Annotated in this window: 15 protein-coding genes; 7 read left to right on the top strand and 8 right to left on the bottom strand. The window is 67.0% G+C overall.

Features of this window, described 5'->3' with window-relative positions; all coding sequences use genetic code 11:
• Positions 1–89 precede the first annotated feature (89 nt).
• The 3 genes from EBN1_RS09805 to EBN1_RS09795 form a co-directional block, all read right to left on the bottom strand.
• The gene (locus EBN1_RS09805) at positions 90–1928 is read right to left on the bottom strand and encodes a tetratricopeptide repeat protein (protein ID WP_011237796.1); all 1839 of its coding nucleotides are present in this window, start codon (positions 1926–1928) and stop codon (positions 90–92) included.
• Positions 1929–2118: 190 nt separating this feature from the next.
• On the bottom strand, positions 2119–2781 hold the full coding sequence (narL, locus tag EBN1_RS09800) for a two-component system response regulator NarL (protein WP_011237795.1): 663 nt from the start codon (positions 2779–2781) through the stop codon (positions 2119–2121).
• A complete protein-coding gene (locus EBN1_RS09795; protein ID WP_049780244.1) occupies positions 2778–4730 on the bottom strand; it encodes a histidine kinase in 1953 nt (650 codons plus the stop codon). The genes narL and EBN1_RS09795 overlap by 4 nt, the downstream gene beginning before the upstream one ends.
• 204 nt (positions 4731–4934) lie before the next feature.
• Between EBN1_RS09795 and EBN1_RS09790 the strand changes: the two genes are divergently transcribed.
• On the top strand, positions 4935–5624 hold the full coding sequence (locus EBN1_RS09790; protein ID WP_011237792.1) for a Crp/Fnr family transcriptional regulator: 690 nt from the start codon (positions 4935–4937) through the stop codon (positions 5622–5624).
• A gap of 37 nt (positions 5625–5661) precedes the next feature.
• Here the strand turns inward: EBN1_RS09790 and EBN1_RS09785 are convergent, their stop codons facing one another.
• The 5 genes from EBN1_RS09785 to gmk all read right to left on the bottom strand — a co-directional run bounded on the left by EBN1_RS09785 (position 5662) and on the right by gmk (position 10492).
• Positions 5662–7071, bottom strand: coding sequence for an exonuclease domain-containing protein (locus tag EBN1_RS09785; RefSeq protein WP_011237791.1), 1410 nt, complete (start codon positions 7069–7071; stop codon positions 5662–5664).
• Positions 7072–7143: 72 nt separating this feature from the next.
• On the bottom strand, positions 7144–7332 hold the full coding sequence (locus EBN1_RS09780) for a DUF3460 family protein (protein WP_011237790.1): 189 nt from the start codon (positions 7330–7332) through the stop codon (positions 7144–7146).
• Positions 7333–7434: 102 nt separating this feature from the next.
• Positions 7435–9633 carry a RelA/SpoT family protein gene (locus EBN1_RS09775; protein WP_011237789.1) on the bottom strand — a complete coding sequence of 733 codons (2199 nt, stop codon included), beginning with the start codon at positions 9631–9633 and terminating at the stop codon, positions 7435–7437.
• 25 nt (positions 9634–9658) lie between these two features.
• Complete coding sequence (gene rpoZ / locus EBN1_RS09770) at positions 9659–9874, bottom strand: DNA-directed RNA polymerase subunit omega (protein WP_011237788.1); 216 nt, start codon at positions 9872–9874, stop codon at positions 9659–9661.
• Positions 9875–9877: 3 nt separating this feature from the next.
• Entirely contained in the window at positions 9878–10492 is a 615-nt protein-coding gene (gene gmk / locus EBN1_RS09765; RefSeq protein WP_041647120.1) for a guanylate kinase, read from the bottom strand.
• Between the two features lie 264 nt (positions 10493–10756).
• Between gmk and EBN1_RS09760 the strand changes: the two genes are divergently transcribed.
• The 6 genes from EBN1_RS09760 (at position 10757) to EBN1_RS09735 (ending at position 15504) form a co-directional block, all read left to right on the top strand.
• Positions 10757–11800 (top strand): DnaJ C-terminal domain-containing protein, encoded by a 1044-nt coding sequence (locus EBN1_RS09760; protein ID WP_011237786.1) that lies wholly within the window; start codon positions 10757–10759, stop codon positions 11798–11800.
• 43 nt (positions 11801–11843) lie between these two features.
• Positions 11844–12506, top strand: coding sequence for a DsbA family oxidoreductase (locus tag EBN1_RS09755; RefSeq protein WP_011237785.1), 663 nt, complete (start codon positions 11844–11846; stop codon positions 12504–12506).
• Between the two features lie 86 nt (positions 12507–12592).
• Positions 12593–13018: an alternative ribosome rescue aminoacyl-tRNA hydrolase ArfB gene (gene arfB, locus EBN1_RS09750; protein ID WP_041646144.1), complete on the top strand. Its 426-nt coding sequence runs from the start codon at positions 12593–12595 to the stop codon at positions 13016–13018.
• 37 nt (positions 13019–13055) lie between these two features.
• Entirely contained in the window at positions 13056–13562 is a 507-nt protein-coding gene (locus tag EBN1_RS09745; protein ID WP_011237783.1) for a CreA family protein, read from the top strand.
• Positions 13563–13822: 260 nt separating this feature from the next.
• On the top strand, positions 13823–14377 hold the full coding sequence (locus EBN1_RS09740; protein WP_011237782.1) for a TlpA family protein disulfide reductase: 555 nt from the start codon (positions 13823–13825) through the stop codon (positions 14375–14377).
• A gap of 14 nt (positions 14378–14391) precedes the next feature.
• On the top strand, positions 14392–15504 hold the full coding sequence (locus EBN1_RS09735; protein ID WP_011237781.1) for a transglutaminase-like domain-containing protein: 1113 nt from the start codon (positions 14392–14394) through the stop codon (positions 15502–15504).
• The last annotated feature ends 19 nt before the right edge of the window (positions 15505–15523 follow it).

Below are 15523 nucleotides of genomic sequence, written 5' to 3'. Positions count from 1 at the left end.
GCTTCAGGATCACCGGAACTCGCTCACTGCGGTTTCGTCGCGGCCGGCATCTGACCCACCCCACCACGACAGCACGCGACCGCGGCCTCTCACAGGCGTGAAAGTTCCAGGGTACGGGGGTCGCCGATCCACGCCTTGTCCAGCATGCCTCTGACAACCCGGGCACCCGGCGCATCGCCGCGCTGCTCGTAAAGCCGCATCAAGCCGAACAGCGCCCAGCCGTTGTTGGGTGCGCGTGCCAGGCTCGAACGCAGCACGTTCTCCGCATTGTCCAGGTCCCCGGCGAGCAGCAGTGCCGCCCCGAGGGACTGGCGCGTCGGATAGTACCAATAGGGCGGCTCGGTGTAGGCCAGCCCATCTTCGAGCGCGACCGCCGCTTCGAAATGGCGGACGGCGCGCACCGGGTCCCGGTTCGCCTGGGCGATGCGCGCACGCAGCACCTGTTCGGCGAGGCGCAGCACGTCCTTCGCCGGCACGCCGCCGGCGACCAGATCGGCAAAGCCGTTTTGCTGCCCGAGGCGGACGATCGCATCGACTTCGGCCTGCGCCGCGCTCGCATCCCCGGCGCCGGCCAGCCCCACACCACGTGCGTAGTGCCACATCGCCTGCACATACGGGAAGTCCGCACCCGGATCGGGCAGGCCGAGAATCGTCTTCGCGTCACTGAACTGCGCGTGGGCAAAATAGGGTGCGGCCATGATCGGCTGCACCCACGAGATGTTCTTGGCCGCCGCATCGGAGACGATCCGGACCAGCTTGGCGGCGGACTCGATGGCGGTGGCGCCATCGCCGGCCATCTGTGCGGACACCATCAGCGAGTGAACGTTGTGCGGATAGTAGGCCTGCGGATAGATGCCGACCGGCGCCGAACGGGCGATGTAGATTTCGTCCGCACGCACCGCCTGCCGATTCGCCTCGATCGCCTCCTTGTACATGCCGACACGGAAGAAAGTGTGGAACGGCATATGCACGACATGCCCGGCGCCCGGCATCAGCCGGCCCAGACGTTGCGCGTAGGGCACGGCGCGAGCAGGATTGTTGGAGCTCTCGGTGACATGGATGTAGTAATGAATCGCGCCGGGATGATCCGGCGTCCTGCGCAGCACTTTCTCCAGCAGGCCGACGATCTCGGCCGTGCGCCCCTTGGGTCGGAAGCCGCCCGCTTCCCAGTAGTCCCAAGGCTGCCGATCCATCAGCGATTCGGCGTAAGTCAGCGTGATCTGGTCGTCGTCGGGATAGCGCTCCGCGACCCGCTGCATCGCGGCGGCATAGGCGGCATCGAGCGCCGTGCGGTCTGCCTGCGGCTCCCGCGCGTAACGCGCCGTCAGCGCTTCGATCAAGGCGCGCTCTTTCGCGCTCGCCCTGGCTGAGAGCCCTTGCGCCTTGTTCACTGCCTCGAAGGCAGGCGCGGCAGCAGCAGGGTCCATCGGAGCGTTGATGTTGGGCCCCAGCACGAGCGCTTCGCCCCAGTAACACATCGCGCACTCAGGATCGAGCGTGCGCGCCTTGCGAAATGCGCGCAGCGCCTCGCCGTGGTTGAAGGCGTAGGCAAGACGCAGGCCCTGGTCGAAGAACTGCTGCGCAGCGGGTATGGAAGTCGTGATCGGGTAGTGCAGCGTACCCAGGTTGTTCATGAGCAGCGGGTTGGCGTCGGCGCCGGCGATCGACTCCGCCTCCGGAATCGCTCTGCTGAACGGACCGACTTCAGTTCGCGCCGGCTCACGGCCCCCTTCCGCTTGCGCCATGGCAAGCCGGAAGAAGGTTTTGTATTGTGGTCCGCTGCGTTGTGGCGCACAAAACGGCACGCCGATCGTCGTCAGCAGCGCGGAAGCATCGGCTGTACGCCAAGCCTGGTATTCGTCGAACGCCATCGTACCGATCAGGCCAGCGCCGATCAGGGTAGTGATGAGTAGCTTGCGCTTCAACATGGTCAGGCTCCTCCGCGAAAAACGCTACCTGACAAGCACCTGCTTGCGGTAGGCGAAAAGAATCCTTCTGAATGAGTCGCGTCCTCAGCCGTCAATCTGACTTCAACATAGACTACGGCTTGGAAAAATGAGGGGGTCGGCCGGAGATTGCTGCACGAGGTGCGGCCGGGATGCGGCGATCGATCGACGCTCAGCGCTCGCCGCGTTGGTTGGCAACCGCCCATACGGCCGCCTCGACGCGCGAACGGAAGTTGAGCTTGCGCAGCACGTGCTTGACGTGCACCTTGACGGTGCCTTCGGCGATGCCCAGCTCGCGGGCGATCAGCTTGTTCGACAGGCCGGCCGCGATGCGCTCGAGGATGCGCTGCTCCTGCTCGGTGAGGCCCGCATCGGTCACGCTGTCGGGACGCTTTTCCTGGCGCAGCGCCGCTGCCATCAGGTGGGTCAGTGCGTCGGACACGACGATGCGTCCCGCTGCCGCCGCCTGCAGCGCCTCGACCATCTGCTCCGGCTCCATGTCCTTGAGCAGATAACCGTCCGCGCCCGCGCGCAGCGCCGCGACGAGGTCCTCGGCGGCATCCGAGACGGTGACCATCACGACGCGCGTGTCCAGGTCGGCCTGGCGCACGAATTTCAGCACCTCGAGCCCGGACATGTCCTTCATGTTCAGGTCGAGCAACAGCAGGTCGGGGCGCAGATGCAGGATGTGCGCGATGCCCTCCTTGCCGTCAGCCGCTTCGGCGACCAGGCGAAAGCCGGGCACGGTGCGCAGCAGCTGGATCAGTCCTTTGCGGAATAGCGGGTGGTCGTCGATGATGACGACCGACTGGGGAGTGTCGTTCCTGTCGTTCATTGCGCCTCGGGAGTGGGTGCGGGTGACGAAGCCTCGTGCCGGGCGACCGGATCGAAGCGCACGGCTACGCGCGTGCCGCCGTCGGGACGGGGCACGATCTCGAGCACTCCGCCGAGTCCGCGCGCCCGCTCGCCCATGATCGCCAGGCCGTAATGGTGGGGTTCGGTGGCAGCGGCCGCTCGGATGCCTTTGCCGTCGTCCTCGATGATCACCCGGACGCCGTCCGGATGGCCGAACAGCCCGACGCGGATCGAGCTCGCACGGGCATGGCGTGTCGCGTTCGACAACGCCTCGCGGATGATGTGCAGCACGTGGATTTCCTGGTTCGGGTTCAGATGACGCCCGCCGAGGCGGATCTCCAGGTCGATCGGCATGCCGCTGCGGCCGGCGTACTCCTCGACGGTGCTGCCGAGCAGACGGGCAAAATCCCCTTCCATCTGCAGGCGGAACGTCGACAGCAGCTCGCGCAGCTGCCGGTACGCGGCGTTGATGCCGCCTTTCATGTCGGCCAGGATGTCGGACGCGTCGTCGCGACGCTCGGGCCGCTGCAGCGCCGACGACAGCAGGCTCGCCTGGATCTTCATGTACGACAGCGACTGCGCCAGCGAGTCGTGCAGTTCGCGCGCGATGATCGAACGCTCCTCCTGCAGCGCGAGGAGCCGCTCGCGCTCGCTCTGGTGCGAAATGCCCAGCGCGATCCCCATGTGGCGGGATACTGCTTCGACCAGCGTGTGCTGCCACGCGCGCAGCCGCTCGCCCGGTAGCAGCGCGAGTCGCATCATGCCGTAGAGGTGATCGGCATCGCGCAGCGGCACCAGGAACACATCGAAGCCATCTTCGCGGCGATAGCTCCACGGCATCGCCCGCCCGGGGCAATGGGTGCACTCCTCCTCGCTGCCTGAGCGGGACGGACAGTCGCCCATCGTCGTCGACAGGACTGTCGCGACGCCCCCGTGCTTGGGCTGCACGCAGACGAAACTGCCTTTGAGCCCGAGCACCTGCTCGAGATCCTTGAGTGTCTCGACATACGTCTCGGGGGAGGCCGGGGCGTGATAGAGCCGCGCGATGACGTGATACAGCAGCTCCAGCGCGCGGTTGCTGCGCGTCAGATCCGCGGTCTTCTGTTCGACCCGCTGCTCGAGATCGCGATAGACGGTCGACAGCTCGTCGGCCATCGCGTTGAACGCCGAACCCACGCGGCCGAGTTCGTCGCGCCCGGTGTAGCGGCTGTGGGCCCGGAAATCTCCGCCGGCGATGCGTGCGGCACAGGCGTGCAGCTCGGTCAGCGGCCTGAACACGCGCCGGCGGATGACGCAAAGCGCCGCGATCATGACGATCATCACCATTCCCAGCGCAACCGCCAGCGTGATGCGGAGCTGCTCGAGGCCGGTCTCGGTTTCCCGCTCGAGCACCGCCACCAGCGCATCGATCTGCGCCGTGAAGGCGTCGACATCGGCGAGCAGGTTCTCGTAGAACAACACATCGGGGCTTTCGCTCGCGCGCTCCGGCGCTCCGAGCAGGCGCGGCTTGAGGTTCACATACCAGTCTCTATGGATGCCGCGGTAGATCGAGGCGACGACGCTGTCCGGTTCGCGCTCGAGCACCTTCTCCAGCGTCGCATGGCCCAGCTCGGCCTCGAACGCGCCGATCGCCGCTGCGACGTCGGCATGTCCGGTGCGGCCATCGAGGGCTGCTGCGAGCGCGACGCTGGCTGCGCGATGAGCGAGACGGCGCAGGCCACCCGCCGCGTTGACCGCGCTGCCGCTGTCCTGGACAGTTTCGACGATGGCCACCGAGGCGCCGATTCCGACCAGGCTGATGAACGCCACGGCGACGAACGCCAGCACCAGCAGCAGCTGCGTCGCGCGACCTGCGAGCGAGGCGCGTACACGCCCCATGACCCTGACGCCGACAAGGACATCCGCATTGCCGGCACTGTTCACCCCCATACCCCTTTTTCCCCGGAGCTGCCGACCATCCCTACCATGACCCTATGTAAACCATTTACATCAATGATTTGCATTTATTTCCCTATACCTCCAAGGAGGTATCCCCTGTTTGCCTGGCCGACCCCGGATGGGTCGATCGTAACGTGGAACGTCTAGACTGCGTCCTGCATCCCTGAACACGAGCATCCGAAGGAGCACGACAATATGGCGACCGCTATCCATCCCCCGGCGTTCCAGTCACTTTCCTGTCTTGAACCTTTCAGCAGCCTCGATCCGGCAACGCTGCAGCGCCTCTCGCGAGGAGTGCGGGTCTGCCGTGCGTCGCGCGGCGAAATGCTGATGCACCGCGGCGCGCGTCCGGCCGGCATGTACGCGGTCGTCGAAGGCGAAGTCAAATTATTCCTGATCTCCAGCGCGGGCGCCGAGAAGATCGTGCGCCTCGCCGGACGGGGCGAGTCGTTCTGCGAGGAGAACATCCTGTCCGACACGCCGCAGACGCTCGCCGCCCAGGCGACGCGCGACAGCGTGGTGCTGCATCTGCAGCGTCCCGCACTGCAGACGGCGATGGCCGCGCACCCGTCACTGACGCAGGCGCTGATGGCGCGGCTGTCGCAACGGATGGGCGAGCTCGTCGAAGGGATGGAGCAATGCATCCAGCGCAGCTCGACCCAGCGCGTCGCGCATTACCTCGTGCAGCATGCCGACTGCAGCGCACCGCATGCCGAAGTGCGCCTGTCGTGCGACAAGCAGACGATCGCCTCGCAACTCAACCTGACCCCGGAGACTTTCTCGCGCGTCCTCAACCGTCTCACCCGCGACGGCATCATCGTGCCGCGCGGCCGGCGTTCGATCACGCTCACCGACTTGCGCAGCCTGCAATCGATCGCCGCCTGACCTCGGGGCTGCCCGGCATGCAGCGCCAGGCATTGATTCAGCCGGGATCTTCGACCGGTCGCACGGCGGCCAGGTTCGCCTCTGCAGCGAACCAGCGCACCAGCAGGCGGTAAGTGTCGAGGTCGAAGCGCCGTGCGGGCGGGTTGTGGAGCAGCGCCACGAGCGCCTCGGCGCTGTCCGCGCTGCCCAGATGACACCAGTGATCGACGAGATGGAACGCTTCGCATCCCGAATGCGCACAGCGCTCCTCGATCACGACTGCGCCCACCCATGGCCATTCCCGCAGCGTCACCGACCCGAGCGCTCCCGCGAGGCGCGCATCGTGCGCGGCGATGCTTTCCTTGCCGGTGCACACGCCGGCGCAGCGCCTCGCCTCGTGCGCGCCGCAGGCGCCGCTGCCGCCTTCGAGACCGAGCCGGCGCGGGCACAGCTGGTAGAGCTGGGCGAGTTCCCGCAACAGGCTGTCGGCCTCCTTGCGGGTGCGAAAAGTGCCGTGAACCGCTTCCCAGGCTGCCGGATCGGTCGCATGCAGCGGCACGCGCTCGAAGATCGGCGCGCGCTTGCGCTGCGGCACGAGACGCAGGCCGAACACGTCCTCGCCGCCTACCGCCGGCCGGGCATGAAGCGGCCGGCGCGCCCTGAGCAGGTCGGCTTCGCGCAGCGACGCGGCAAACTCGCCGGCAGTCTCCTCCCATTCCACGCGGCGCACCTGGCGCGCGAGTCCCGCCTCGCTGTCCGCGCGGCCCGGCGAAAAATGCTCCATGACGCGCGCCCGCAGGCTCGCGCTGCGCCCGATGTACAGCAGCCGGTCGTTTTCACCGAAAAACGAATACACGCCCGGTGCATCCGGCACGCCCTCGAGCGCCCCTTCGGGCAGTCCGGGCGGCCGGGCCGGCAGCTTCATCGCCCGCGCGCATGCGAGCGCGAGCACGTCGGCGGAAAAGGAGCCGGAGACCAGGCGCGCAAACTGCCACAGCACGTCGGTATCGCCCATTGCCCGGTGGCGCGCGCCGCAGGTGAAACCGTGCCGCTCGATCAGCGCGTCCAGTCCGTGACGATGGTGTTCCGGGTACAGCGCGCGGGAAAGCTTGACGGTGCACAGCACCGACGCCTCGAACTGCTGGCCGAGGCGGGAGAACTCGTTGCGGATGAAACCGTAATCGAAGCGCGCGTTGTGGGCGACGAACACCGCCCCGTCGAGATGCCCGCGCACGCTGTCGGCGAGTTCGGCGAACGTCGGTGCCCCGGCGACCATCTCGTCGGTGATGCCGACCAGACGCTGGATCAGCGCCGGGATCGGGCGTTCCGGGTTGACGAGGCTTTCCCAGCGCCCGACGATCTCACCGCGCTCGATGCGCAGCACGGCGATCTCCGTGACGCGGTCGGACACGGGATTCGCCCCCGTCGTCTCGACGTCGATCAGGACCAGCGAATCAGGAAGCGACATGGCGGCATCGGTCGGACGCGTTCGTGCATCCGGCCCGCTCGACGATCAGGAAGTCGCGTGGTGCGGTACGCGTCAGTGGTTGATATCGTAGTAATAAGCCTTGACCGGCACTTTCGACTGATCGAGGCGCGCTTGTGAGACGACGTCCTGCGGCTTGTCCCACCACAGGGCGCGGCCCTTGCGCTGCTCATCGATTTCCTGCGGATGCTTCGCCAGCCACTCGCGCATGAATTTGGTGTGTTCGGATTCGTAGATCGCCATGCCTTGCTCCCGGAAAGATCGGCAATTGTAGGCGAGCGTCGCGAATGCGCCAATCGCGATCGGTGTATCGCGCCGGCTGCACCGCACTGCCTCCTCGCGCGCTCAGCTGCGCACGTCGCCCTTGAGCCGCCCGATCCGCACGACTTCCTGAACCCGGCGCACGCCGCGCATGACCTTCGCCAGATGCATCCGGTCGCGGACCTGCAGCACTAGGTTGATCGCGGTGTAGATGCCCTGCTCGTTGTCCATGCTGACGTTCTGGATGTTGCAGTCCTCTTCCGAGATGGCGCTCGCGACCTTCGCGAGGACTCCGCGGGTGTTGCGCGTCAACACGCGGATCGTGACGTCGAACACGCGGTCTTCGCCCGTCTCCCACTCGACGTCGACCCAGCGTCCGCGGTCGCCGCGCAGCTTCGCCACCACTGCGCAGTCGTGCAGATGGACTTCGAGGCCCTGGCCCTTGCGGATCATGCCGATGATCGGGTCCCCCGGGATCGGCTGGCAGCAGCGCGCGAGCTGCACCGCGATGCCTTCGCTGCCGCGGATCAGGATCGCGCCGGCGGGCTTGGGCTTGATGACGTTCGGCCGGCCCGATTCGAGGTCCTGCGCCTGCGCGACGCGGCGCGCGACGATCACCGGCAGGCGCCGGCCGAGGCCGATGTCGGCAAACACTTCCTTCTTGCTGCGCATGCTGCGATCGCGCAGGAAGCGCTCCCACGCGAAAGTACTGATCTGTCCCAGCGTCAGCCCGTGCGGACGCAGCGCCTGGTTCAGCAGCCGCTCACCGAGCACGACGGATTCTTCCTGTTGCGCGCCCTTGAGGAAATGGCGGATCTGCGCGCGCGCCTTGCCGGTACGCACGTACGCGAGCCAGGCGGGATTGGGATTCGCATGCGCGGCGGTGATGATCTCGATCTGGTCGCCGTTGTGCAGTTCGGTGCGCAGCGGCATCAGGTCGCCGTTGACGCGGCAGGCGACGCAGCGGTTGCCGATGTCGGTGTGCACCGCGTAGGCGAAATCGACCGGCGTCGAGCCTTTCGGCAGCGACAGGATCCTGCCTTGCGGCGTAAACACGTACACCTCGCCGGGGAACAGGTCGATCTTGACGTGCTCGAGGAACTCGGTCGCGCCGCCCGACGCCGACTGCAGTTCGAGCAGCGACTGCAGCCACGAGTGCGTCTTCTGCTGCAGCTCGGTGAGCGTCTTCTCGTCTTCCTTGTACAGCCAGTGCGAGGCGACGCCGGTTTCGGCGATGTGATGCATCTCGGCAGTGCGGACCTGCACTTCGACCGGCGTGCCGAACGGCCCGATCAGCGTCGTGTGCAGCGACTGGTAGCCGTTGGCCTTCGGGATCGAGAGGTAGTCCTTGAACTTGCCCGGTACCGGCTTGTACATCGAATGCAGCGCGCCGATCGCGAGGTAACAGCTCGGCACGTCGCGCACGATGACGCGAAAGCCGTAGATGTCGAGCACCTGCGAAAACGACAACCGCTTCTCGGCCATCTTGCGGTAGATCCCGAACAGGTGCTTTTCGCGGCCCTGCACTTCGGCCGTGATGCCCCATTGCGGCAGGCGCTCCTCGATGCCCTGCAGCACCTTGCCGACGACCTCGCGGCGATTGCCGCGCGCCGCCTTGATGGCGCGCGACAGCACGCGGTAGCGCAACGGGTACTTGTGCTCGAAGGCGAGTTCCTGCAGCTCGCGGTAGAGATTGTTGAGGCCCAGCCGGTTTGCGATCGGGGCGTAGATCTCCAGTGTCTCGCTTGCGATGCGGCGTCGCTTCGCGGACCGTATGCACTGCAGCGTGCGCATGTTGTGCAGGCGGTCGGCGAGCTTGATGAGGATCACCCGCAGGTCGCTCGCCATCGCCAGCAGCATCTTGCGAAAGTTCTCCGCCTGCGCTTCCTCGTGCGAGCGGAACTCGATCTTGTCGAGCTTCGACAGGCCGTCGACGAGCTCGGCGGCGGTGCGGCCGAAGCGGTCGACGATCTCCTGCTTCGAGATGTGCGTGTCCTCCATCACGTCGTGAAGGAGGGCGGCGATCAGCGCCTGGGCGTCGAGGTGCCAGTCGGAGACGATGTCGGCGACGGCGACCGGATGCGAAATGTACGGGTCGCCGCTGATGCGCAGCTGACCTTCGTGGGCGCTCGCGGAGAAATGGTAGGCAGCTTCGACCTTCTCCACATCCTCGGGACGCAGATAGGTCTCGAGCTTCTGCCTGAGTGCGGCGAAATCCGAAGACACGGGGAGACCGGACGGCGAACCGAAAGGGCCCGGGGCGGGAATCGCTGCAGCGTCCATCGGCTGTTCCCTCCCCGCTCGAGAGTCAGGCCTGCCCGCGGTTGAGGACTTCCAGGCCGACTTTTCCGGCCGCGATTTCGCGCAGCGCGATCACGGTCGGCTTGTCCTTGTCGCTCTTTTCGAGCTCGACCTGAGGCGTGGAGCCGATCGTGATCTGGCGCGCGCGGTAGGTCGCGGCCAGCGTGAGCTGGAAGCGGTTGGGGATCCTTTTCAGACAATCTTCGATCGTGATGCGAGCCATGGTTCAGTCCTGTTCAAGAAAATCGAAATACTGCAGATGGCGCTCGTGCTGGTTTGCATAACGCAGGCGCGAAGCACGCACTACCGCCACGAGGTCGTCGAGCGCACATTGCAAGTCGTTATTGAGTATAACGTAGTCGAATTCGCCGACATGACGCATCTCGCCGCGTGCCCCGAGCAGCCGCCGCATGATCACGTCGTCGCTGTCGGTGCCGCGTCCGCGCAGGCGGGCTTCCAGTTCCTCGAGCGACGGTGGCAGGATGAACACGCCGACGGCGTCGGGAAAGCTCTTGCGCACCTGCTGCGCACCCTGCCAGTCGATTTCGAGCAGGATATCGCGCCCCGTCGCGATCTGCTGCTTCAACCAGACCTTCGAAGTGGCGTAGTAGTTTCCATGCACTTCGGCCCATTCGAGGAACTCGCCGCGATCGCGCAGCGCGCGAAACGTCGCGACATCGACGAAGTGGTATTCACGTCCGTCGCGCTCGCCGGGGCGCGGCTCGCGCGTCGTGTAGGACACCGACAGGTTCACCTGCGGATCGCGTTCGAGCAGACCGCTGACGAGAGTCGTTTTGCCTGCACCCGACGGGGCAGTGATGATGATCAGGGTTCCGGGCATGTCTTCGTTCGTGCCGACCCGCAGGCGGCGCACTCTCCGTCGTTTCTGGCAGGATTCGCTTACCGGGATGAAAGTATCCGCGCAGCCGATTGTGCCAGCCCGTGGCGCCGATCACCAAGAGTCCCCGCATCACAGGCGGACGGCGTCCGGGCAAAGACGTCGATCCCTCGCCCGCAGCGGGATTCGACGGAGCGCGAGTCAGGCGTTACTCTGTCCCACTTTGCTGGGCCGGAATCCTGACAATGAACTCTTTTTTCGCGTGTAATGTCGCCCACCGACCCCCATAGCCTGCTCGGCCTGTCCCCGGGCGCCGGGGAACGCGAGATCAAGCACGCTTTTCGCCGTCTCGCGATGCGCTGGCACCCCGACCGCAACGCCGATCCGGCCGCGATCGAGCATTTCAAGCGCCTGCGCGCGGCTTACGAGGATCTTCTCGCCGAATATTCGCGCTGCCCGGCGCCGGCGGCGGCACCCCACGATGCGCAGGCTGCCGATGCGCGGCCCGAGCCGCCTCCCGAGGCCCCGCCGCGCGGAGCCGACCGTCGCGAGGATCTTGTGCTGACCATGGAGGAAGCGTTCGCCGGCGGCGAAAAAGCGTTCACGATCGCCGATGAAATCCCGTGCGGCGCCTGCGGCGGCAGCGGCGAGGAAGTGCTGCGTCACACCCGGCTGTGCGCCACCTGCCACGGCTCGGGGCGGGTCCGCGACGGCCGGAGTCTTACCGCGTGCGCCGATTGCGCGGGCCGCGGCTATCTGAGCAGGCAGGCCTGCGGGGCCTGTCACGGCAGCGGACAGGCGCGCGCAGCGCGCAAGCTCCATGTCCGGATTCCGGCCGGGGTGCTCGACGGCGACGAACTGCGCGTCGCCGGGGCCGACGAAGACTGCGATCGCAGCGGCGGCGAGCCGGGAGACCTGATCCTGCGAGTCGTCCTGGCGCCGCACGCGCTGTACCGGCTCGACGGTCGCGACCTGATACTGAGCCGACCGGTCAGCGCGTTCAGGATGTTGCTGGGAGGCGAATTGCCGATTCCGCTGCCGGACGGCGTTCGCCACCTGAAGCTAGAATCCGGACGGGCGACGACGCGCGAACTGAGAGTCAAGGGAGCCGGCTTTCCCGGACGCGGCAAACAGCGCGCCGGCGCGCTGATCGTGCGCCTGGTGCCGGTGCTGCCCGAAGCGCCCGACGCGGAAATCCTCGCCCTGCTCGAAATCGCCGAAAGCCGCCTGCAGAACACCCTGTCCCGCCACTTGCCGGATGTGGCAAGCTGGGAAGAGCGCTGGCTTCCGGACATCCCCGAAACGCGCTGAGTTCCCCGGCCGTCGCGCACGGTCCAATCGACAGAAAACCTCCATGATTCTCGATATCGATTTCGTTTCCGACTTCGTCTGCCCGTGGTGCTTCATCGGCAACGAGTGTCTGCGCCAGGCCATTGACGAAGTCCGCCACAGCGTGGCCGATCTCGAAGAAATACGCGTGAACCGGCTGCCGTTTTTCCTCGACCCGGACACCCCGGTGGCCGGAGTGCCTTATCGGCCGTTCCTCGACGCGAAGTTCGGCGGGCGGCGCAAGGCCGACGAAGTCCTGGCCCGGATCGTCGCAGCCGGCGCGCCCGATGGCGTGACTTTCGCCTTCGATCGCATCGCGACCCGTCCGAACACGCTGAACGCGCATCGCCTCACTTACCGGGCGCAATCGCTCGGCCACACTCAGGAACATGTCAACGCGCTCGGCCACGCGTTGTTCGCCGCCCATTTCCAGGACGGCCGCGACCTCGGCGACAACGCCACGCTCGCCGATATCGCTGCGGCAGCCGGTGACGATCGCGAAACCGTCTTCGCCTATCTCGAAAGCGACGACGATGCGGCAGCGGTCAGGCGGATGGCGGAGCAGATCCAGAAGCAGGGCATCACCGCCGTTCCGTTCTTCATCTTCAACCGCAAACTCGCGGTGTCGGGCGCGCAGTCGCAGACGACGCTGGGCGCCGCGATCCTGCAGTCGCTGCACGTCTCGTAAGGCGAACCGGGCGAGGCTGGGGGCGGGGACCGGCACGACCGGGCGCCGTCCCAGGGCGCCCGGTCCCGCAGTCTATACTGTCGCCCATGGTCGATGTCACGCTCCTGCCGGCGCTGCCCGAAGAGGAACTCGAAGAACGCTTCATCCGCGCGTCCGGCCCCGGCGGACAGAACGTCAACAAGGTTTCGACGGCAGTGGAACTGCGCTTCGACGCCGCGCATTCGCCGTCGCTGCCCGACGATGTCCGCGCCCGCCTGCTGAAACTGGCAGGGCGCCGCGCGACGTCCGAAGGCGTGATCGTGATCTGCGCCCAGCGCTTCCGCACGCAGGATCGCAACCGCGCCGACGCGCGCGCCCGGCTCGCGGAGTTGATCGCCCGCGCCCATGAAAAACCGCTCGCGCGGGTCGCGACGCGTCCGACCAGGGCAGCGAAGATCCGGCGGCTCGAAGCGAAGCGGACGCAGGGCGAACGCAAGCGGCAACGGACGCGTCGCACGTCGATCGACGAATGACCCGAAAACCTACTTTTCCCGAACAGGACTGCAGCCGATGAGATCTTCCCGTTCCCGCCCCGCCCTGCGCGCCCGCCGCCTCGCCGGCATCCTTGTCCTGCTCGCGGCCGTGCCGCTGCCGCTGCATGCGGAATCGGTCGGCGAAGTATCGACGGTGTGGAAGCTGATCGGCCCGAACCATAAGGTCGTCGTCGAAGCGTACGACGACCCGCGCGTCGAGGGCGTGACGTGCTATGTGTCGCGCGCGAAGACCGGCGGGCTGTCGGGCGCAGTGGGTCTTGCCGAAGACCTCGCGGAAGCGTCGATCGCGTGCCGGCAGGTCGGGCCGATCCGCACACGCGGACCGCTGCCCCAGCAGGAGGAAGTATTCTCCGAGCGCCTGTCGGTGCTGTTCAAGCGGCTGCAGGTCGTGCGCATGGTCGATGTGCGCCGCAACGTCCTGGTTTATCTCACCTATTCCGACAAGCTCATCGAAGGCAGCCCGAAGAACAGCGTCACCGCCGTGGCAGTCGATCGGGCGACGCCGATTCCGCTGCGTCGCTGACGACGACGCTCCCCTCGCCGCCGGGCGTCCTCGAAAGTTCTGCCACTGAGCGGTTCTGAAATCCGGCCGCAGCAGCGATAATGCGCGGCCCGGCCGGGCGTTGTCGCGCATCGGCCGGAAAATGCCAGCGGACGCTTCGGCGTCCGTGGTGCCGGCGGTCTGTGTACCGCCATCTTCGACGGGCGTCGCGAACGCGCACGCCCGATTTAAGCTCCGGCGGCTTCCGCGCCGGAGCGGCTGAAAGGAATCGGGAGACGACAATGTCCGACATCCGTCGCGCCTTGCGCAGGCGCACGCTCGCGTCGCTCGCGGGCGTCGCCGCACTGGCTGCCGCGCCGAAAACGCTCGTCGCCGCAACCCGCGGCGCAGGTGCGCCTGACCGCTTCGAAGCGGTGGACGCGCCAAATGCAGTGCCCGCGGCTTTGCGGGCGGCGCTGGAACCGCTGCGAAATCGGGCGGTACTCGTCAATTTCTGGGCGACCTGGTGCGAACCCTGCCGCGCCGAAATGCCCGCTCTGGCAGATCTCGACGCTATCGAAACGGACCTCGCGCTGCTCACCGTCGCAGTCGCCGACCGCGACGGTGACGTCCGCCGCTTCTTCGCCGCGCATCGCATCGACCCGCTCGTCGTCGCCGACCCCGAGCAAGTGATCGCCCGCGCCTGGGCAGTTCGCTTCCTCCCGACGACGTTTCTCCTCGACGCCTCCCACCGGCCCCGCCACCGCATACGCGGCGAACTCGACTGGAACGACCCCGCCGTGCGCGAGCGCGTCATGACGCTCGTGGCGCCCCCGAACGACCCCACACCACACTGATCAGGACGATTGTCATGGACCGCAGGAATTTCCTCAGAACCTCCGCCCTCGCCGCCAGCTTCGCGCTCCCGGCCTGGAGCCGCGCCGCCGAGTCCGCGACAGCGCAGCCTTTCGCGCCCCACCCCGCCAACGGCTGGCGCGTTTTCGAATTGACGAGCCGCATCGAGCCCGCCGCGAGCGGCGACCCGACGCGCGTCTGGGTGCCGTTGCCGTCGATCGACGATCCCGAATGGATGCGCCTGATGGGCAACCTGTGGCAGGGCAATGCCGACACGATGCGCGTCGTCACCGAAACGGATTACGGCGCCGCGATGCTGCAGGCCGAATGGGCGCCGGGCGCCGCGAGCCCGCTGCTCGAAGTCGTCAGCCGCTTCGCGACCTGCGACCGGGCGGTCGACTTCACCCACCCGGGGCCCGCACGCGAGTTGCCGGCGGCCGAACGGGCGTTATACACCCGCCCCACTGCGCTGATTCCGACCGACGGCATTGTGCGCGACACCGCAGAGTCGATCGTGCGCGGCGCGACCAGCGACGAGGCGCGCGCGCGGGCAATCTACGAGTGGATCGTCGACAACACGTTCCGCAACCCAAAGACCCGCGGCTGCGGCCTCGGCGACATCCGCACGATGCTCGAAAACCGCGATCTTTCCGGCAAGTGCGCGGATCTGAACGCCCTGTATGTCGGGCTCGCGCGCGCCGCAGGCCTGCCGGCACGCGACGTGTATGGCGTGCGCGTCGCCGACTCGCGTTTCGGCTACAAAAGCCTCGGCAAGAGCGGCGACGTCTCGAAAGCCCAGCATTGTCGTGCCGAAGTCTGGCTCGAGCAGTTCGGCTGGGTGCCGGTCGATCCGGCGGACGTGCGCAAGGTCGTGCTCGAGGAACCGCCGGGCGGCCTCGCGCTCGACGACCCGAAAGTCGCCGCCGCCCGCCGGGTGCTGTTCGGCGCGTGGGAAATGAACTGGCTCGGCTACAACTTCGCCCACGACGTGCGCCTGCCGGGCAGCAGCGGACCGCAGGCGCCGTACCTGATGTATCCGCAGGGCGAAAGCGGCGAAACGCGCTTCGACGGCCTCGACCCGGCGACTTTCCGCTATTCGCTGACGGCACGGGAAGTCGCTCTCGCCTGATGGCGCTCGCTGCAGCGCG

The organism is Aromatoleum aromaticum EbN1, from assembly GCF_000025965.1.
GTDB lineage: Bacteria > Pseudomonadota > Gammaproteobacteria > Burkholderiales > Rhodocyclaceae > Aromatoleum > Aromatoleum aromaticum.
This window is presented reverse-complemented; position numbering and strand designations above follow the sequence as displayed.